Source organism: Pseudomonas abyssi (genome assembly GCF_003444685.1).
In the GTDB taxonomy this organism is placed as follows: domain Bacteria; phylum Pseudomonadota; class Gammaproteobacteria; order Pseudomonadales; family Pseudomonadaceae; genus Halopseudomonas; species Halopseudomonas abyssi.
Map to the genome: position 1 here is coordinate 115,559 of NZ_LMAZ01000005.1, position 18,401 is coordinate 133,959.

17 protein-coding genes and 1 pseudogene are annotated in these 18,401 nt (G+C 63.0%); 8 read left to right on the forward strand and 10 right to left on the reverse strand.

All coding sequences use genetic code 11. From position 1 onward, the window contains the following. The first annotated feature begins 61 nt into the window (after positions 1–61). From mapR to ASB58_RS15390, 5 genes are all read left to right on the forward strand, one after another. The gene (gene mapR / locus ASB58_RS15375) at positions 62–1,471 is read left to right on the forward strand and encodes a GntR family transcriptional regulator MpaR (RefSeq protein ID WP_118131497.1); all 1,410 of its coding nucleotides are present in this window, start codon (positions 62–64) and stop codon (positions 1,469–1,471) included. Positions 1,472–1,593: 122 nt separating this feature from the next. Next, complete coding sequence (gene ccoN / locus ASB58_RS15380; RefSeq protein WP_118131548.1) at positions 1,594–3,024, forward strand: cytochrome-c oxidase, cbb3-type subunit I; 1,431 nt, start codon at positions 1,594–1,596, stop codon at positions 3,022–3,024. Positions 3,025–3,043: 19 nt separating this feature from the next. Continuing rightward, entirely contained in the window at positions 3,044–3,190 is a 147-nt protein-coding gene (locus tag ASB58_RS20075) for a hypothetical protein (protein WP_181977952.1), read from the forward strand. Between the two features lie 71 nt (positions 3,191–3,261). Then, positions 3,262–3,669 (forward strand): DUF2946 family protein, encoded by a 408-nt coding sequence (locus tag ASB58_RS15385; protein ID WP_118131498.1) that lies wholly within the window; start codon positions 3,262–3,264, stop codon positions 3,667–3,669. 95 nt (positions 3,670–3,764) lie between these two features. Further along, positions 3,765–5,900: a TonB-dependent copper receptor gene (locus ASB58_RS15390; RefSeq protein ID WP_407920685.1), complete on the forward strand. Its 2,136-nt coding sequence runs from the start codon at positions 3,765–3,767 to the stop codon at positions 5,898–5,900. A 155-nt stretch (positions 5,901–6,055) separates the two neighbouring features. Here the strand turns inward: ASB58_RS15390 and ASB58_RS15395 are convergent, their stop codons facing one another. The 8 genes and pseudogenes from ASB58_RS15395 to ASB58_RS15425 form a co-directional block, all read right to left on the reverse strand. Beyond that, complete coding sequence (locus tag ASB58_RS15395; protein ID WP_235827321.1) at positions 6,056–6,697, reverse strand: class I SAM-dependent methyltransferase; 642 nt, start codon at positions 6,695–6,697, stop codon at positions 6,056–6,058. A 15-nt stretch (positions 6,698–6,712) separates the two neighbouring features. Next, positions 6,713–7,129 (reverse strand): annotated as a pseudogene (locus tag ASB58_RS20295) (DUF1810 domain-containing protein); the annotation flags it as partial. A gap of 167 nt (positions 7,130–7,296) precedes the next feature. After that, positions 7,297–9,219, reverse strand: coding sequence for a metallophosphoesterase family protein (locus tag ASB58_RS15400; RefSeq protein ID WP_202974644.1), 1,923 nt, complete (start codon positions 9,217–9,219; stop codon positions 7,297–7,299). A 114-nt stretch (positions 9,220–9,333) separates the two neighbouring features. Next, the gene (locus ASB58_RS15405) at positions 9,334–10,305 is read right to left on the reverse strand and encodes a cation diffusion facilitator family transporter (protein ID WP_118131501.1); all 972 of its coding nucleotides are present in this window, start codon (positions 10,303–10,305) and stop codon (positions 9,334–9,336) included. Between the two features lie 104 nt (positions 10,306–10,409). Continuing rightward, positions 10,410–11,078 (reverse strand): DUF1826 domain-containing protein, encoded by a 669-nt coding sequence (locus ASB58_RS15410; RefSeq protein WP_118131502.1) that lies wholly within the window; start codon positions 11,076–11,078, stop codon positions 10,410–10,412. Between the two features lie 3 nt (positions 11,079–11,081). Beyond that, on the reverse strand, positions 11,082–12,302 hold the full coding sequence (gene zigA / locus ASB58_RS15415; RefSeq protein WP_118131503.1) for a zinc metallochaperone GTPase ZigA: 1,221 nt from the start codon (positions 12,300–12,302) through the stop codon (positions 11,082–11,084). 219 nt (positions 12,303–12,521) lie between these two features. Beyond that, the gene (gene yghU / locus ASB58_RS15420) at positions 12,522–13,367 is read right to left on the reverse strand and encodes a glutathione-dependent disulfide-bond oxidoreductase (protein ID WP_118131504.1); all 846 of its coding nucleotides are present in this window, start codon (positions 13,365–13,367) and stop codon (positions 12,522–12,524) included. Positions 13,368–13,486: 119 nt separating this feature from the next. Further along, positions 13,487–14,098: a LysE family translocator gene (locus ASB58_RS15425; protein WP_118131505.1), complete on the reverse strand. Its 612-nt coding sequence runs from the start codon at positions 14,096–14,098 to the stop codon at positions 13,487–13,489. Between the two features lie 143 nt (positions 14,099–14,241). Here ASB58_RS15425 and ASB58_RS15430 point away from each other — a divergent pair, with 143 nt between their 5' ends. Next, positions 14,242–14,727 carry an Lrp/AsnC family transcriptional regulator gene (locus ASB58_RS15430; protein ID WP_235827317.1) on the forward strand — a complete coding sequence of 162 codons (486 nt, stop codon included), beginning with the start codon at positions 14,242–14,244 and terminating at the stop codon, positions 14,725–14,727. A 9-nt stretch (positions 14,728–14,736) separates the two neighbouring features. Here the strand turns inward: ASB58_RS15430 and ASB58_RS15435 are convergent, their stop codons facing one another. After that, complete coding sequence (locus ASB58_RS15435; RefSeq protein ID WP_118131507.1) at positions 14,737–15,723, reverse strand: bile acid:sodium symporter family protein; 987 nt, start codon at positions 15,721–15,723, stop codon at positions 14,737–14,739. A gap of 94 nt (positions 15,724–15,817) precedes the next feature. Between ASB58_RS15435 and ASB58_RS15440 the strand changes: the two genes are divergently transcribed. After that, positions 15,818–16,612 carry an AraC family transcriptional regulator gene (locus ASB58_RS15440; protein WP_118131508.1) on the forward strand — a complete coding sequence of 265 codons (795 nt, stop codon included), beginning with the start codon at positions 15,818–15,820 and terminating at the stop codon, positions 16,610–16,612. Positions 16,613–16,615: 3 nt separating this feature from the next. On the opposite strand, the gene ASB58_RS15445 is transcribed toward ASB58_RS15440, so the two are convergent. After that, on the reverse strand, positions 16,616–17,014 hold the full coding sequence (locus ASB58_RS15445; protein ID WP_118131509.1) for a nuclear transport factor 2 family protein: 399 nt from the start codon (positions 17,012–17,014) through the stop codon (positions 16,616–16,618). A gap of 183 nt (positions 17,015–17,197) precedes the next feature. Between ASB58_RS15445 and ASB58_RS15450 the strand changes: the two genes are divergently transcribed. After that, positions 17,198–18,385, forward strand: a complete 1,188-nt coding sequence (locus tag ASB58_RS15450; RefSeq protein WP_118131510.1) for an ABC transporter substrate-binding protein — start codon at positions 17,198–17,200, stop codon at positions 18,383–18,385. The last annotated feature ends 16 nt before the right edge of the window (positions 18,386–18,401 follow it).

Genomic DNA, 18,401 nt, shown 5'->3' on the forward strand with positions numbered 1-18,401 from the left:
TCGCATGCGCGCGCGTGATGACCTAGAGTGGCGGACACCTCCTTCAGAGTCGCAGAACGGGATGAAACGCTACGAAAAGCTGGCCGACGACATCGCCGAGCTGATCCGCACCGGGGTCATCGCCCCCGGCGAAAAGATCCCCTCGGTGCGGCACGCCAGCCGCACCTACGGGGTCAGTCCATCGACCGTCTTTCAGGCCTACTACCTGCTGGAAGATCGCGGTCTGATTCAGGCCAGACCCCGCTCGGGCTACTTTGTCCACGCGCTGGCACGGCGCCAGTTGAGCGAGCCGAACATCAGCCCCTACGCCTCCAGCAGCGTCGACGTGGACGTCAGCGAACTGGTGTTCTCGGTCCTTGGCTCACTCAAGGACCCGGAAATGGTCGCCTTCGGCTCGGCCTTCCCGAGCCCGGATCTGTTTCCGCTGGCGCGGCTGTCGCGCTCGCTGGCCAGCAGCGCACGGGACATGAAGCCCCACTCGGTGATTGCCGACATGACCGCCGGCAACCCCGACCTGCGCCGCCAGATCGCCCTGCGCTATATGGTCAGCGGCATGCTGCTGCCGATGGACGAACTGGTGATCACCAATGGCGCGATGGAAGCGCTCAACCTGTGCCTGCAGTCGGTCACCCAGCCCGGTGACCTGGTCGCCATCGAAAGCCCGGCGTTTTACGCCACCTTGCAGGTGCTGGAGCGCTTACAGCTCAAGGCGGTCGAGATCCCGGTGCATCCACGCGAAGGCATCGACCTCGACAGCCTCGCCGACAGCCTGCAGCGCTTTCCGATCAAGGCCTGCTGGTTTATGAGCAGCCTGCAGAACCCGCTGGGCGCCAGTATGAGCGACGCCAAGAAAAAGCAGCTATATGCCCTGCTCAAGCAGCATCAGGTGCCGATGATCGAGGACGATGTCTACGCCGAACTGTACTTCAGCGCCAAGCCACCCAGACCGGTCAAAAGTTTCGATACCGACGGGCTGGTAATGCACTGCGGCTCGTTCTCCAAGTGTCTGGCACCCGGTTATCGGGTCGGCTGGGTAGCGGCCGGGCGCTTTGCCGAACAGGTCAGCCGTCTCAAGCTGATGACCACCATTTCCCCGTCGGTACCCACTCAGGCCGCGCTGGCCGACTACCTGCAGCACGGCGGCTACGACCGTCACCTGCGCAAGTTGCGTCACGCACTGGAGAGCCAGCAACGGGCCATGCTGGCTTCTGCCGCGCGGCACTTCCCCCGTGAGACCCGGGTCAGCCGCCCCAATGGCGGGTATTTTCTGTGGTTCGAGTTTCCCGAACGGGTCGACTCGCTGCAGCTGTTCCAGCACGCGCTGGCGCAGGGCATCAGTCTGGCACCGGGGCCGATCTTCTCGGCCAACCGGCAGTACCGCAACTGCGCGCGGCTGAACTACGGCACGCCCTGGGATGAGCGCTGCGAACAGGCCATGGCAACCCTCGGACGCTTGCTCGCCGCCTTCTGAGCGCAGCCCTATCTGATCTGCTTTTTGCGGCCATCTCTGAGTCTGTTTTGTACTGGCGCTAAACCCTAGAGTGCAGGCGTTATCGCGACATGCGTCGTGTCACTGCCATGAAGGGGTTGAAGATGCAGAACTCTGCTGCGCAAGGGTACAACTACAAGGTGGTGCGCCAGTTCACCATTATGACCGTGGTCTGGGGCGTGATCGGCATGTCCGTCGGCCTGCTGGTCGCCTCGCAACTGGTCTGGCCAGCGCTGAACCTGGACCTGCCGTGGACCTCCTTTGGTCGGCTGCGACCACTGCACACCAGCCTGGTGATCTTCGGTTTTGCCGGCAGCGCGCAGTTTGCCGCCAGCTACTACGTCGTTCAGCGCACCTGCCAGGCGGCGCTGATCGCGCCGCGCCTCACCGCGTTCACCTTCTGGGGCTGGCAGGCAGTCATCGTGACCATGCTGGTAACCCTGCCCCAGGGCCTGACCACCACCAAGGAATACGCCGAACTCGAGTTTACCGGCGCGGTACTCATGGCGATTGTCTGGGTGGCTTACGCCATCGTGTTCTTCGGCACGCTGATGCGCCGCAAGAGCCGCCACATTTACGTTGGCAACTGGTTCTTCGGTGCCTTCATTCTGGTGATCGCAGTGCTGCACATCGTCAACCACGCGGCCATTCCGGTCAGCTGGTTCAAGTCCTACCCTGTCTACGCCGGGGCCACCGATGCCATGGTGCAATGGTGGTATGGGCACAACGCGGTCGGTTTTTTCCTGACCACCGGTTTTCTCGGCATGATGTATTACTTCGTGCCCAAGCAGGTCAATCGCCCGGTCTACTCCTACCGGCTGTCGATAGTGCACTTCTGGGCGTTGATCAGCCTGTACATCTGGGCCGGCCCCCACCACCTGCACTACACCGCGCTGCCGGACTGGGCGCAGTCGCTCGGCATGGTGATGTCGTTGATCCTGCTGGCCCCCAGCTGGGGCGGCATGATCAACGGCATGATGACGCTGTCGGGGTCCTGGCATCAGCTGCGCACCGATCCGATTCTGCGCTTTCTGGTGGTCGCACTCGCCTTCTACGGCATGTCGACCTTTGAAGGGCCGATGATGGCGATCAAAACCGTTAACGCACTGTCGCACTATACTGACTGGACCATCGGCCACGTCCATGCAGGGGCGCTGGGCTGGGTAGCGTTGATCACCTTTGGCTCGCTGTACCATCTGATCCCGAAGGTCTTCGGCACGGAGAAAATGTACAGCATCGGCCTGATCAATCTGCACTTCTGGCTGGCCACCATCGGCACCGTGCTCTATATCGTATCGATGTGGGTGAACGGCATTACCCAGGGCCTGATGTGGCGAGCCGTCAACGTGGATGGTACGCCGACCTACAGCTTCGTGGAGGCGCTGGAGGCCAGCCACCCGGGCTATGTCGTCCGCGTGATCGGCGGCGCCTTTTTCCTGACCGGCATGCTGTGCATGGCCTGGAATACCTGGCGCACAGTGCGGCAGGCAAAGGCGGAGCAGACTGCAACCACCTATCTGGCTACCGCCAGTTGATATAACGGAGGGAGTAACGATGCTGATTGCAGAAGTCTCGGGATTGCTGACCCTGCTGGGCCTGTACATCGCGGTCCAAACCTGCCTGGCCAATCACCCCGGCGATGAGCTGGAACAGGCCGCCCAGTTGCCGTTTGCCGAGGAGCCGGACCGCTTCGACGCCTGACATCCGGCGTGCGGCAAACAGCCACAGGATACGGAGTACGGAAAAGGGCGCGGAGTGCTAGAATTCCGCGCATGACTCTGCCCCGCCGCCACCATCACAGCCTCGTCCTGGTGCTCTATCTGTGCACCTTGCTGGGTTTGCTTACCTGCGGTTTACATCAGGGGCAGATGAGCGGCCAGTATCTCAGCGGCACCGGTATACCCGCCTGCTACCTGAGCAGCTTCCAGAGCAGTATCGATCTGGATGACGGCAGTCAGCAGCAGATGAGCGACCTGCAACCGGGTTGCCCGCTGTGCTCCTCTGTCGGCCACGCCGCGCCGCTGGCGTCACAGGGCTGGACGCTGGACTACCTGCCCTTTACCACTGTCAGTGCCCAGCCCAGCGGCCAATGGGCCCGTCCGCCGCCGCGCAAGGTCTGGCCCGCTATCAACCCCCGCGCTTCACCACACACGCTCGACGCCACGCCACGCGCCGTCTGAGCCTCTGCGGCCATCGGCCGTGCGTTGCGTCACCCTCACATCACCTTTTTCTGATTCCGGCCCGGCGCGCCTGCGCCGCAGTGGCCACTGTGTGGATGACAACAATGCAACATGCCAACCGTTTCACCCGGACCAGCGCCAGCCTGCGCTGGCAAGCCGCCTTCGCCCTGCTGCTGACCAGCCTGGGTGCCAACGCGCAAGCCGTTCATGAGGGCCATGCGCAACATGAACATGACCATCAGCCGGCGCTGATTCAGCTGCCCCCGGTGGTCGTGACAGCCGTGCAGCAAAGCTCACCGCTGACCATCATTGCCGACCCGAAAGACCCGCGTCAGCCCATTCCAGCCAGCGACGCCACCGACTATCTGAAGACCATCCCCGGTTTCTCCGCCATCCGCAGCGGTGGCACCAACGGCGACACCGTGCTGCGCGGCATGTTCGGCTCGCGCATCAACCTGCTGGCCAATGGCGGGCAGATGATCGGCGCCTGCCCCAACCGCATGGACGCGCCCAGCTCCTACATCTCGCCCGAAACCTACGACCGCCTGACCGTGATCAAGGGCCCGCAGAGCGTCCGCTGGGGGCCGGGAGCCTCGGCCGGCACCGTGCTGTTCGAGCGCGAGCCGGAACAGTTCGATGAACCTGGCAGTCGTCTCCATGCCAGTGTGCTGGGCGGCAGTAACGGTCGCTTCGACAAGACCCTGGACGCCGCCATCGGCAACCAGAGCGGCTACCTGCGCTTTACCGGCAACGACGCCAAATCCGACGACTACGAAGACGGCAACGGCGACACCGTGCCGTCGCGCTGGAGCAAGTGGAACGGCGACATTGCCCTTGGCTGGACGCCGGATGCCGACACCCTGCTGGAGTTCACCGCCGGCAAGGGCGACGGCGAGGCGCGCTACGCCGGCCGGGGCATGGACGGCAGCCAGTTTCTGCGGGAAAGCCTGGGCCTGCGTTTCGAGAAGAGCAACCTGGGCGCCATTGACAAGCTGGAGGCGCAGGTCTACTACAACTACGCCGACCATGTGATGGACAACTTCCGCCTGCGCGCACCTGACCCGACCAGCATGATGCCCATGCCCATGGCGGCCCAGGTTGACCGCCGCACGCTGGGCGGTCGCCTGGCGCTGACCTTCGAGCTGGACCAGCTCGAACTGGTCACCGGTGTCGACGCCCAGCGCAGCGAACACCGGGGCCGCTCGTCCAGCTACAGCATGATGACCGGCTATACCGATGCGGACGAGTTCGCCTGGGAAAAAGACGCGGTCATGCACAACTACGGACTGTTCAGCGAAGCCACCTGGCAGCGCAGCGACCGGACCCGCTGGATCGGCGGCGCACGGCTGGACCGCGCCTCGGTCAAGGACTACCGGGTGGGTATTCGCAATATGATGGGCATGGCCACCCCCAACCCGACCGCCGGCCAGACCCGCAGCGACACCCTGCCCAGCGGTTTTGTGCGCTACGAGCAGGACTTGCAAGGCAGCCCCACCACCCTGTATGCCGGCCTCGGTCACGCCGCGCGCTTCCCGGATTACTGGGAGCTGTTCTCCGCCAGCCTGGCGCCCACCGGCGAGGTCAACGCCTTTGACGGCATCGAACCGGAGAAGACCACCCAGCTGGATGTGGGCATCCAGTATCAGCGCGACAACCTGCAGGCCTGGGCCTCCGCCTACGCCGGCCAGGTGGATGACTTCATTCTGTTCCGGTATTCCACCGGCATGATGGGCATGTCCAGCAGCCAGGCCTACAACGTCGACGCGCGCATCGCCGGTGCGGAGATGGGCGTAGCCTATGACCTGACCGAGCGCTGGAACGCCGATGCGACCCTAGCCTACGCCTGGGGCGAAAACCGCAGCGACGGCGAGCCGCTGCCACAGATGCCGCCACTCGAAGCCCGCCTGGGCCTGAGCTACGCCCACAACGACTGGAGCGCCGGTGCCCTGTGGCGCGTGGTCGCCGAGCAGAACCGGGTGGATGAAGGCGCCGGCAACGTGGTTGGCCAGGACATTGGCAAGAGCGCCGGCTTTGGCGTCTTCTCACTCAACGGCGCCTACCGCCTGAGCGAGCAGCTGAAGCTCAGCGTCGGTGTCGACAACCTGTTCGACAAGGCCTACGCAGAGCACCTCAACCTGGCCGGCAACTCGGCGTTTGGCTATCCCGCCGATGCCATCGCCATCAACGAGCCGGGGCGCTCACTGTGGGCCAAGGTGGATTTTGACTTCTAGGGTCTGACAAAAGACGCGTTGCGCGGACACGCCTGCGGCTTAGTCCGCCCTACCGGGCAGCCCCCGTAGGGTGGATTAAGCCGCAGGCGTATCCACCATTGACCAGCACAAAAGAGCACCAACACACCGCCCGGCCATTGCCGGGCGGTGTCGTTTCAGCCCCGCCGCCAGACACTCGCCAGCCAGGGCTGCTGCTCACGCGGCAGGCCGGCTGGGCGATAGTAATGCTCCAGCTCGACAAAGCCCGCCGCCTGCAGCAAGGCACGCCAGGTCTCCAGCCGGTAGTAGGCACCGTAGCGCTCACCGCTCCAGCCTTCCTGATCCTCCCCGCGCGGGTTGGAACTGAACAGCACACCACCGGGCTTCAACGTCTGATGCAATTGCGCCAAGGCACCGGGCAGCAAGTGGCTGGGGATATGGAACAGACAGGCGTTGGCAAAGATGCCGTCAAAGCGCGCCGCCGGCAAGTCCAACGCCAGAAAGTCCTGATGCCACACCTCGCAACCGCTGGCCTCACGCGCCATCTGCACAAAGGCCTCGGCACCATCAAGTCCTACGGCGTTATGACCCAGCGCGCGAAACGTGCGCAGATCGCGCCCCGGCCCGCAGCCCAGATCAAGGATCTGCCAGGGCGCCGGCGCCTGAATGTGCCGCAGCAACGCCTCGATGTTCTGGCTGACATCGTGATCCTGCGTGCCCTCGCGAAAGCGCTCGGCATTGGCCTGATAGTGCCCTAGCGTGCGGCTGGCCAGCTGGGCAGACTCCTCATCCGGGTCAGTGGCTGAGCCTTCTGCCAGCCCCAGCAATTGCAGGGTGCGCGCATCGGGCTCACCGCCGCAGAACACATCGAGCACCTCACTGAACAGCGGGTTATGCGGCGCCGCCAATGCAAACAGCGTCATGCTGGAGCGCAACTTGAGGTCATCCGGCGAGCCGAGAATCTGCCAGGCCGTGCGTTCCGGCCAGCCCAGCAGCGCCCGAGCGCAGGCCTCAAGCCTTGCGCCCAGTAGCGGATGCGCCAGATAGGCGCGTGCTTCGGCCAGGTCGGCGATGGCGTAGAGCTGCGCGGTACTGCTGCGCCCAAGCCCGCCCAACTGCGGAAATACAAACCACATCCAGTGCGAGGTCTTGCGTCCGGCCTGCAGCTCGGCCAGCGCAGCGGCATAGCCATCGGCCTGGGCATCAACGAAGCGTTGCAAGTGGTGGGGATCGGCCATGCTGTTTCTCATTGCAGATATCGAAGGGTTGCGGAGGGTGTACGTGCTCAGTCTGGCGCGCAGCAACCAGATTGGACCATAACACGACACCGGTCGGCACCCGCGCAGGCTTATTGCCCCTCAGAAACGACAACGCCCGGCATGCGCCGGGCGTTGTTGCACCACCTTACCGCGCGAACTTACTCGCGGGTGATCAGCGCGTAGGCACCTTCCTGATCCAGGCGCGCCCAGATGTGCGGCACGCCGACATCGACCAGACCGGCGGCTGTCGGACACTCGGCAGCAACGCCAGCCGGCAGGCTGTCCAGGTAGCTGCTGTCGTAGGCGACATTGCTCAGGCAACTGGCGGGGGCGACGGCAACCCAGGCCTCTGCAACCGCATCCCAGCGGGCCAGGTTCAGGGTCGCCGGATCGGCGTCAGCCGGCAGGTTGAACTGCAGCACAAAGTCATCGCCACGGGCGTCGTCATCCAGCACCCAGTTGCTGTTGACCCGACCGGCCGGCAGCGTCACCGGCTGCTTGCCCAGCTCACTGCCATCACCATAGCTGCCGGCAAAGCCGACATCAGTCGCCAGGTTCTTCGTCGCGCCGCGGGCACCGACGTAGGTGCCGTCCTGCCCCTGAATACCACTGACGATCAGCACGTCCGACACCGATCCTTGTTGCGCCGCGGTCCAGCTCAGCGAGACCTGCTTTTTCAGGTCGATGGTGGTTTCGCGGATCTGCACCTCTTCATCCGGGGTACCGGCGTTGATCAGCCGCACACGCTGACTGTTGTTGAGGTTCGGGTTATAACTCGCGTGCGGAATATGCAGCCAGCGGTAGTAACGGGCCGCCAGTGCCGTGTTGGACTGGGCGGTGGAGACACCCGGTTCCACGTTGGTGGTGCGGGTACGGGTGTCGTAGCGGTTGAAGATACGGTTCTCGCCATCCAGAATCCGCGCGGTAAAGCCACTGGCTGAGGTGCAGGGGCTGGTGCGATAGCTCTTGTCGTGGGTCATGTTGAGCTGGTTGCCTTCCGGAATACTCGATGGGAAGACAATCTTGTCGCACCGATCCGTGGTGCGGGTGAAGCGATCGATCAGCTTCCACTCGGGCTCGGCCAGCTCGCGCATGCCGTCTTCGTTACTGAAGATGGTGTGGGTTTCATAGTAGGAGCGGTAATCAACCAGGTTGCCGGTAAAGGTCAGGATCGAGGCGTTGACGTCCAGCGAGCCGTTGCTGCCGTCGTTGATCTTGGTCATCACCACATTCTGGATCAGCTCACTCTCGCCAAAGCGGCTGTCGTAGCCCTTGTAGGAGGCGTTGCCGCTGACCAGCTCGGTGTAGTGACCACCGTAGTAACCCGACACCAGGCTGCGCAGATACTGGTGCTCGTGACCGGCGACGTAGAGCACGTCGTTCTCGGCGAACAACTGGCGGTAATCCTCGTGCACCAGCAGGAAGGCCTGGTCGGAAGCCGAGGTGTCATAGGCCTCAACCGCGCGCTCGCGAATATTGCCGTAGCGGGCGCCCACCATGGTGTTGTGGGAGGTGACGATAATGTGGTCCACCTGCCCGCGATGCGTTTCGATCATCTCGCGGACAAAGTCGTAGGCGTACGGAATCTGTCCGTAGGAGACCACCACAATCAGCACATTGTCGCGCACCAGCGCGTAATTCTTATCCTGCTGACCGGCCATCTGAATGGCATCGGCCGGGATCAGGTCGCTGACGTTGTCGTACCAGTCCTGATCGGTGCCCTTGATATCGTGATTGCCCTGCAGCGGCAGCATCACGAAGTCTTCGCGGTAGTCATCTACCACACTGCGCCATTGCGCGTATTCGGCTGGCGTGGCTTCTTCCGACAGATCACCCACGATCAGCAGCAGGTCAACGTCCTGCTCACGGTAAAACTCCATCAGTGCACGCATCGGCATGATTGAGGCATTTTGCCCGCCACCCTGGGTGTCGGGAATCAATCCAATCTTGAGCGCTTGGGCCTCGGGAGGCGTTGGTACCGGTTGGGCCGGGTTGTCGTCACTGCTGTCACTGCTGGAGGAGAGGCAGCCGGTCAGCAGACCGCCTGCGAGTAAGGCAAAAACACCTGTACGTATCGACATCATGCATCCTTTCAAGACACGGTTTTGGAGGAACCAAAACACTAGATGCCGCGCATGAACCGCCCGAGGCAGAGCGGTTTCATTGACATAACAGGATGTAACAAGATATTTCTTTCAACGCGCAGCGCACTCTGCGCTCAACTCGCAACGCGCCCCAAGAACCCGGTCTTCCGGTTGCAGGGTGCTGTGGGTAATGCCAAAGCGCTCGCGCAGCAGCTGCTGAATCTGCGGCAGGATGCCAGGCCAGCGTGCCAGCAGGTCGATATCCACATGCGCAGCCAACGCGTACTTGCTGGATGACAGGCTCCAAATGTGCAGGTCATGTACCGCCTGCACACCCTCGATGTCAGCCAGCGCGAGGCGCACCTCGGCCAGCTCGATGCCCGCAGGCACACCTTCCATCAGCACATGGGTTACCGCCTTGAGCAGTCGCACAGCCGAGACCAGAATCAGCACGCAGACCAGCAGCGACAGGAGCGGGTCCATGATCGACGGCCCGCCCAGATAAATGATCAAGCCCGCCGCAATGGCCGCCACCGAGCCCAGCAGATCGCCCATCACGTGCAGCAACGCGCCGCGCACGTTCATGTTCTGCTCACCACGCATCAGCACCCATGCAACGATGACGTTGACCAGCAGGCCCAAGCCTCCGACCAGCAACACCGCCCCGCCATCCACCTCCGGCGTATCAAACAGCCGCTCCACCGCCTCCCAGGCAATAAAGGCGACCACCACAAACATGAAGATGACATTGATCAGGGCGCCCAGCACCTCGGCCCGTTGCAGCCCGAAGGAATGCCGCTGCGAAGCCGGTCTGCTCGCAAGCCAGGCCGCCACGGCACCGACCGCCAGCGACAGCGAATCCGTCAGCATATGCCCCGCATCGGAGAGCAATGCCAGCGAGTTGGCCAGCACGCCGGCAACCGCCTCGACGATGGCAAAGGCACCGGTAAAGATCAGGGCAAACAGCAATACCTTGCCGCTGCCATGGCTGTGGCTGTGGCTGTGGCTGTGGCTGTGGCTGTGGCTGTGGCTGTGGCTGTGGCTGTGGCTGTGATCAGGGTGGTCGTGCTGGTGTGCAGACATGACAGGTGCTCCGCTGGCTCAATCGGGTATCCATGTGACTGGCTTGCGCCAGTCACCCCCATTGAAAACCCTGAAGTCGCTACAGGGTCAAGCACCCTCGCGGTTCAGCTGAACTCCGGATCAATCGTCAACAGCAAGCGCGTGTGCCCGGCCGCGACCGCCGGGCTGCGATGCACAATACCGCGCTCTTCGTTGCCCACCCAGCCACTGCCCTTGAGCAAGCAGACATCGCCTGCGGCCAACTGGCGAATGGCGCCGATATCGCGCACCAGCTCCGGCTTGCCCGGCAAGGGTTTGCCCAGGCCGGCGCGGTTCAGCGCCACCTCAGGCACCCATTCACTGCCGGGGCCGCTGTAGGTGGTTACCAGGCGCACCGGCAGATTGTCGCAGTGAAAGCGTGGACACATGGCACCGTCCAGCAAACGCATGCGAATGCCCACGGCGTCAACGTCAAACAGGCACGCCATCGCCTCGGCCAGCAGGCGCACATCAGACACCACCGCGTCAGCCTGCTGTGGTGCGGGCATGCTGCGGATCAGCGCCTGCTCCAGCGTTGTATCCGGCGCGCCGCGCCAGGACAGCTGCCAGGGCTGCGCCGCACACTGGGCCGCGATGCTGACCCGCATCGCCGAGTCCAGCTGACGCTGCATGATGGCGATGGTCACCGTCTCATCAAAGACGTCGGCCAGCACGCCGAGATCCGCACCAGTGGCCCAATGAGCCCCGGTGTGACTCAGCGCAGGTCGCTCGCGAAGGAGTGTCTGTGTGGACATCGCTTAGCGCCCCCAGCCCTCGAACGGGTTGTCCCAGCTCTCCCAGACAGCGGGCCCCTGCGCCATTTCCTCATCATTCAGCAGACAGGCATCCAGTGCGGCGCACAGCGCGGCCTGGTCCATCTGCATGCCAATCAGCACCAGCTCCTGGCGGGCGTCACCCACGTGCTCATCCCATTTGCTGCGGATCAAGGCGACCGACTCCGGATCATCCGGCCACTGCTTCGGCGGTACCGCCGCCCACCAGATGCCGGCCGGCCCGTGCCGTGCGACTGCACCGGCCTGCGACCACTGCCCGGCCATGGCCGGCGCGCAGGCCAACCAGAAAAAGCCCTTGGAACGCACCACACCCGGCCATTCAATGTTGACCAGAGTAAAAAAGCGCTGCGGATGGAAGGGGCGACGCGCGCGATAGACAAAACTGGAAATGCCGTACTCTTCGGTTTCCGGCGTGTGGCTGCCGCGCAGCTCCTGCAACCAGCCCGGAGCCTGGGAGGCAGCGGTAAAGTCAAACAGTCCGGTATCGAGTACCCGGTCCAAAGGCACCTGACCAAACTCGGCCAGTTCGATCCGCGCGCGCGGGTTGAGGCTGGCCAGAATGGCGATCAAGCGGTCGCGCTCCTCCGCGCTGATCAGGTCGGTCTTGTTGACGACGATGACATCGCAGAACTCGACCTGCTCGATCAGCAGATCGACCACGTTGCGCTCGTCTTCTTCGCCCAGCGACTCGCCACGCTCCTGCACACTGTCCTGCGAGCTGTAATCACGCAGGAAATTGAAGCCATCGACCACCGTGACCATGGTGTCGAGCTGAGCCACTTCGTTCAGGCTTTTGCCGTCTTCCGCTTCAAAGGTGAAAGTCTCAGCCACCGGCAGCGGCTCAGAAATGCCCGTAGACTCAATAACCAACTGGTCAAAGCGCCCTTCTGCGGCCAACCGGGAAACCTCTTCCAGCAAGTCCTCGCGCAGGGTGCAGCAAATGCAGCCGTTGCTCATCTCCACCAGTTTCTCGTCGGTACGCGACAGCTGAGCGGTGCCATCGCGCACCAGCGCAGCGTCAATGTTCACTTCGCTCATGTCATTGACGATGACTGCCAGCCGACGGCCTTCGCGGTTGTTCAACAGATGATTGAGCAGTGTGGTCTTGCCGGCACCAAGGAAGCCGGACAACACTGTTACGGGAAGTTTGCGGGCTGCGGACGCAGACCGGGCTAGATCATTCATCGGGTAATCCTCTGGACAGGCGTGAGCCGCGCCTCACCACCGCACTCTGACGGGCGATTCAATTGAGGCTGCGCAAATACGTTACGTTATAACAATTAATACGATCCAGCAATGTGGACCCGACACGCGGGACTGGCCAGGGGAGGAATAAAAACACCTGCAGAAACGCAAACAGCCTCCGTTGCGGAGGCTGTTTGGAGTGCGGCAACGCGATGCAGATCAGGCGTCGCGGATATCGCTGGCGTCGTGCCGCTCGGGCACCTGCAGGGCTTCGTCGCCCCACACCCGGTTGACCCGACGGCCACGCTGCACAGCTGGCCGTGCGGCAATCTCGGCGGCCCAGCGGCGCACGTGTTCGTATTCGTGTACCGACAGAAACTCCGCGGCCTCATACAAACTGCCTTCCACCAGCAGGCCGTACCACGGGTAGATCGCGATATCGGCGATGCTGTACTCGTCGCCAGCCATGTAACGGTTGTCGGCCAGATGGCGATTGAGCACGTCCAGCTGGCGTTTGACTTCCATGCTGAAGCGATTGATCGGGTATTCGAACTTCTCGGGCGCGTAGGCGTAGAAGTGACCAAAGCCGCCACCCAGATACGGCGCCGAGCCCATCTGCCAGAACAGCCAGTTCATCGCTTCGGTGCGCTTGCCGTGATCCGCTGGCAGCAGCGCGCCAAACTTTTCGGCCAGATACAGCAGGATGGAGCCGGACTCGAATACCCGGGTCGGCGGGTTGGTGCCGTGATCCAGCAAAGCCGGAATCTTCGAGTTGGGGTTGATGGCAACAAAATCACTGCCGAACTGATCGCCTTCGTTGATGCGAATCAGCCAGGCATCGTATTCGGCATCCGCATGGCCCAGCGCCAGCAGTTCTTCGAACATGATGGTTGCCTTGACGCCGTTGGGCGTGGCCAGCGAATACAGCTGGAACGGGTGCTTGCCGACCGGCAGCGTCTTCTCGTGGGTCGGTCCGGCAATCGGGCGATTGATGCTGGCAAACTTGCCGCCGTTCTCACTGTCCCAGGTCCATACCTTGGGCGGCGTATAGCTGTTGTCACTCATGCGATGTCTTCCTGTGTTCTGAAACCAGACAGCAAAGGGTAGACGACAGAGCATGTCGAGCCACACACAGCAGGTCAATGCCGAATTCTCGCGCAGCCATGCCCGGAACTGCCACGGAGCTAAAACATCAGCCGGGCACCAAAACCCACCAGCAGCGCGCCAAATGCCCAGCGCTGCAGCTGCTGCAAGCGCGGTCGCTCGCGCAACATCCCCCCCAGCAGCTTGCCGCCGGAGACGTAAAGCAGGTCAAAGCACACGCCCACCAACAGCACAATCAGCCCCAGCAGCGTGAACTGCAGCGCGACGCTACCGGTCTGCGGGTGAATGAACTGTGGCAGCAGCACCGAACAGAACAGCAGCGCCTTGGGGTTGCTGATGTTGGTCAGCAACCCGCGCCGGAACGCCGCGAGCGCGGTCCGCGAACGCTTGGCGCAAGCGTCCTCCGGCACCAGCGATGACGCCCTCCAGATCGAGATGCCAAGCCAGATCAGATACCCGGCGCCAAACAGCCGTACCGCGTTGAAGGCCCAGGGCGCCGCCTGCAGCAGCGCCGCCAGCCCCAGCCCGGCCAGCGCGACGTGGGCCGCCCGAGCCAGTGCCAGCCCGGCAATGGTTGCAGCACTCTGCAGCCGCGAGTGGCTCGCTGCAGTCTGCAGCAACAGCAGCATGTCGGGCCCCGGCACCAGATAGGCCACCGCCAGGGCACCCACAAACATCCACAATTCCGTCATCTCAGGCGCGCTCCGGCCGTGTCATCTCTCAACAACTATCGTAGGGCCGAATGGCGATACAGGTCATTGCGAGTTAGTGCGCCGGAGCTTTATTTATTGGCATAAACTGCCAGTGAAAAACCAAATAAATTGAGAATATGCCAATGCAATTGGACAACCTGGACAGACGCATCCTCGACGCCCTGCAGCGCAACGCCCGACTGAGCAACGTGCAGCTGGCCGAAGAGGTCGGCCTGTCTCCTTCGCCGTGTTTACGCCGCGTGCGTCTGCTGGAAGAGGCCGGCGTGATTCGTGGCTACCACGCAGAACTGGATCGAAGCAAAAGCGGCCTGGGACTGACGGTGTTTGTCGGGGTAAAGGTTGAACGGCACCATGACGCGTCGGCCAACGCCTTTCGCGCCGCGGTGATTGATTTGCCGGAAGTGATTTCCTGCCACGTGGTGTCAGGCGAGTCGGACTTTCTGCTGCAGGTGGTGCTGCCAGATCTGGCGTCCTACGAGGACTTTCTGTTCAGCACCCTGCTCAAGCTGCCCGGGGTCAGCGACATCCGCAGCAACTTCGCCATCTCGACCGTCAAGTCGCAGACGGCGCTGCCGCTCGATCATCTGCCGCAGGGCAGCCTGAGCTGACCCTCGTACTCAGGCGACGTCTTCGATACCGGTCTCTTCGCGCCGGCCGTAACGCTCGGCCAGTACCGCGCAGACCATCAGCTGAATCTGGTGGAACAGCATCAGCGGCAGGATCAGCGTCCCCAGCGCGCCGCCAGCAAACAGTACCTGCGCCATCGGCACGCCGGTGGCCAGGCTCTTCTTGGAACCGGCGAAGATGATGGTGATGCGGTCTTCGACGTTGAAGCCCAGACGGCGACCCAGCCAGGCGGTGAGCCCCAGCACCAACGCCAGCAGCAGGCAGCAGGCGACCACCAGACCCAGCAGATCGGTCAACGGCACCGTTTGCCAGATCCCCTCGACCACCGCGTGGCTGAAGGCACCAAACACCACCAGCAAAATCGAGCCCTGATCCACACTCTTCAGCCAGCCCTTGTTGCGCGCCACCCAGTCACCGATCCAGCGCCGGGCGATCTGGCCGGCAATAAACGGCAGCAGCAGTTGCACCACAATCTTGCCGATCGCATCCAGGGTATTGGAGTCACCGGCCTGCGCGCCCATCAGCAGCAGCACCAGCAGCGGCGTAACGAAGATCCCCAGCAGGCTGGAGGTTGCCGCGCTGCAGACCGCCGCAGCAACGTTGCCGCGGGCAATCGAGGTAAAGGCAATCGCCGACTGCACGGTGGCAGGCAGCGCGCAGAGGAACAGAATACCCAGATAGAGCTCATCCCCTACCAGCGGCACCAGCGCCGGCTTGAGCAGTACGCCCAGTAGCGGGAACATGATGAAAGTGCAGGAGAACACCAGCAGATGCAGCCGCCAGTGGGTCATGCCGGAAATGATCGCCTCGCGCGACAGCTTGGCGCCGTGCATAAAGAACAGCAGCGCGATGGCCGCGTTGGTCAGGCCGTCAAAGGCCACGGCGGCCTGACCCTGCACCGGGAACAGGCTGGCGGCAATCACCACCGCAATCAGGCAGAGGGTCATGTTGTCGGGAAGAAAGCGTGGTCGTGCCATGGTGGTATCTCGTTTTTCGTTATCAATGTTGCGACGCGCGAGGCCGCAGTCTACTGTCTGAAGCTTCGACCGACTAACGCGATTGGAAAGCACAATGTCGACAAACGGACAAAGGCACCTGAATCTGCGCGCGGTACCGGATCTGCCGGCCCTGCCGCGCCCGCTGTATGCGCGCAGCGAGTCGCTCGCCCGCAGCACCACGACCCACTGGCACAGCCACCCGTGGGCACAGCTGTCCTACGCCATATCCGGCGTGCTGTCGGTGCACACCCGCAACGGCCGCTTTCTCGCCCCGCCGCAGCGGGCGATTCTGGTGCCGCCGGATTTGCCGCACGCAGTCATCAGCTCACCCGACACGGAGATGCGCAGCCTCTACATCGAACGCAACGCCATGCCGTGGCAGGCAGGTCATTGCGCGGTGCTGGAGATCAACCCGCTGACCCGCGAGCTGATCAATCAGTTCGGTCGCATTCCGGTCGAGTACGACGAGAGCGGTGCCGACGGGCGACTGGTCGCGGTATTGCTCGACCAGTTGACCGCCGCCCGCGATACCGGCCTGTATCTGCCCTGGCCGGACGAAGCGCGCCTGCAGCAGGTCTGTCAGGCGCTGTTCGACAACCCGGAGCTGAACCTGACGCTGAGCGACTGGAGCGGACAGCTCGGCTGTTCCGAGAAGACCCTGACTCGCCTGTTCCAGCGCGACACCGGTCTGAGCTTCCGCGCCTGGCGCCAGCGCCTGCGACTGCTCAGCGCCTTGCCGATGCTGGAACGCGGCGAGCGGGTAACCGACATCGCGCTGGCCTGTGGCTACGACTCCACCTCGGCCTTTATCGCCGCATTTCGCACGCAGATCGGCATGACACCCAGCCAGTTTGCCAGCCGCCAGTAATGCTCAGGGCCGGGCAATCTCCGGGCTGAGGATCCATTCGGCGCTGTCGTTCCAGACGTCCATCCGGGTGATCTTGCCATCGCGCACCTCGAAGCGGTCGAGATAGCGGTTGCCACTGAAGGTGCGGCCGTCCGGCCATTCGCCGTACAGGGTGCCGTTGGAATAGACCACGGTGTGGTCGGCATGCTCGGTCCAGTCAAACTGGCCCAGCTGCTTCTTGACCCAGCTATAGCGCCCGGCATTGAACGCGGTGATTTCGTGGGCGCTGGGCATCGCCCGGCCACCGGTAAAGGTGATGCGTACATCATCGGCCATGAAGGTCGCTGCCAAAACCGGGTCCGGCGCCATGGATGCCGCCAGAAAATCGCTAACAATCTGTACTGCCTTATTCTCAAAACCCATCTGTCTATCTCCACTAGAGCGTGTTCGGCGCGCGGCGCGCCTGCTATCGGTGCGGGGCGCACTCATAAAGTGCGATATCCATGAGCATTCCCCGCTGAGGGCCGCTATTTCAGCGGTCTGCAAACATGGTCTCCATTTTGCTAGCAAATATCATGCGAATGCTAGCCATCTTAGGAGAAGACAATGTTCAAGGTACTGAAACCGTTTCGACGACTCTGGCCCCAGGCCGTCGCTGTCACCACCCTCGGCCTGCTGATGAGCAGCCCGGCACTGGCGGTCGAGCCGATCAAGATCGGTCTCGTGGCCGCGCTGTCCGGCCAGTCGGCCAAATCCGGTGAGGCACTGACTCGCGGCCTGACCATCGCTATCGATGAGATCAACGCCGACGGCGGCATCCTTGGCCGTCCGGTCGAGCTGATCCGCCGCGATGACGAAAGCAACCCCGCCAAAGGCATGCTGGCCGCCCGCGAGCTGATTCAGCGCGAGAAGGTCACCGTGCTGTTCGGCGGCCTCGACACGCCCGTCTCACTGGCGATTGTGCCGCTGGTCAACCAGATGAAAGTGCCCTTTATGGGGGCCTGGGCTGCGGGCACCTCAATTACCCAGAACGGCGCCAGCGACAACTACGTATTCCGCGTCTCGGCCATGGACGAGATCGTCGACGAAGCTCTGGTGCAGTACGGCATCGACGAGTACGGCATGCAAAAGCCGGGCATGCTGCTGATCAACAACCCCTGGGGTGAGTCCAACGAGAAGGGCTTCCGTCACGCACTGGAACAGCGCGATATGGCGTGGGCCGGTATCGAGCGGATTGAAGGCAGCGATCTGGACGTGATCCCGCAGCTGACCCGCCTGAAGAATGCCGGCGCCGATACCCTGCTGATGGTCGGCAACGTCGGTCCGTCTGCGCAGGTAGTGAAATCCCTCGACCGCATGGGCTGGGACGTGCCGGTAGTGTCCCACTGGGGCCCGGCGGGTGGCCGTTTCAGCGAACTGGCTGGCCCCAATGCTGACCGCGTGCACTTCATCCAGACCTACGTGTTCACCGAGAACAACAGCGCCAAGGGCGATGAAGTACTGAGCGCCCTGAAAGCCCGCTACCCGGAGATCCAGAGCCTGGCCGACATCACCCCGGCCGTGGGGATCGCCAACGCCTATGACGCCATGCACCTGAGCGCGCTGGCGATCGAGAAGGCCGGCAGCACCGACGGCACCGCGGTGCGTGACGGCTTCTACGCCATCGACAGCTACGCCGGTCTGATCAAGGACTACAGCACGCCCTTCACCCCAGAGCAGCACGACGCGCTGGGCCCGCAGGATTACGTGTTCACCCACTTCGTGGACGGCAGCATCGTCCCGGTCAAACCCTGATCTGGCAGGAAGGCGA

What these genes read in the sequence shown, in the direction of transcription:
- ASB58_RS15405 (WP_118131501.1), bottom strand. Translation starts at nt 10,305, where the DNA reads ATGTCTGCACACCAGCACGACCACCCTGATCACAGCCACAGCCACAGC.
- ASB58_RS15445 (WP_118131509.1), bottom strand. Translation starts at nt 17,014, where the DNA reads ATGGGTTTTGAGAATAAGGCAGTACAGATTGTTAGCGATTTTCTGGCG.
- ASB58_RS15430 (WP_235827317.1), top strand. Translation starts at nt 14,242, where the DNA reads ATGCAATTGGACAACCTGGACAGACGCATCCTCGACGCCCTGCAGCGC.
- ASB58_RS20075 (WP_181977952.1), top strand. Translation starts at nt 3,044, where the DNA reads ATGCTGATTGCAGAAGTCTCGGGATTGCTGACCCTGCTGGGCCTGTAC.
- ASB58_RS15400 (WP_202974644.1), bottom strand. Translation starts at nt 9,219, where the DNA reads ATGTCGATACGTACAGGTGTTTTTGCCTTACTCGCAGGCGGTCTGCTG.
- ASB58_RS15440 (WP_118131508.1), top strand. Translation starts at nt 15,818, where the DNA reads ATGTCGACAAACGGACAAAGGCACCTGAATCTGCGCGCGGTACCGGAT.
- ASB58_RS15385 (WP_118131498.1), top strand. Translation starts at nt 3,262, where the DNA reads ATGACTCTGCCCCGCCGCCACCATCACAGCCTCGTCCTGGTGCTCTAT.
- ASB58_RS15410 (WP_118131502.1), bottom strand. Translation starts at nt 11,078, where the DNA reads ATGTCCACACAGACACTCCTTCGCGAGCGACCTGCGCTGAGTCACACC.
- mapR (WP_118131497.1), top strand. Translation starts at nt 62, where the DNA reads ATGAAACGCTACGAAAAGCTGGCCGACGACATCGCCGAGCTGATCCGC.
- ASB58_RS15390 (WP_407920685.1), top strand. Translation starts at nt 3,765, where the DNA reads ATGACAACAATGCAACATGCCAACCGTTTCACCCGGACCAGCGCCAGC.
- ASB58_RS15425 (WP_118131505.1), bottom strand. Translation starts at nt 14,098, where the DNA reads ATGACGGAATTGTGGATGTTTGTGGGTGCCCTGGCGGTGGCCTATCTG.
- ASB58_RS15450 (WP_118131510.1), top strand. Translation starts at nt 17,198, where the DNA reads ATGTTCAAGGTACTGAAACCGTTTCGACGACTCTGGCCCCAGGCCGTC.
- zigA (WP_118131503.1), bottom strand. Translation starts at nt 12,302, where the DNA reads ATGAATGATCTAGCCCGGTCTGCGTCCGCAGCCCGCAAACTTCCCGTA.
- ASB58_RS15435 (WP_118131507.1), bottom strand. Translation starts at nt 15,723, where the DNA reads ATGGCACGACCACGCTTTCTTCCCGACAACATGACCCTCTGCCTGATT.
- yghU (WP_118131504.1), bottom strand. Translation starts at nt 13,367, where the DNA reads ATGAGTGACAACAGCTATACGCCGCCCAAGGTATGGACCTGGGACAGT.
- ccoN (WP_118131548.1), top strand. Translation starts at nt 1,594, where the DNA reads ATGCAGAACTCTGCTGCGCAAGGGTACAACTACAAGGTGGTGCGCCAG.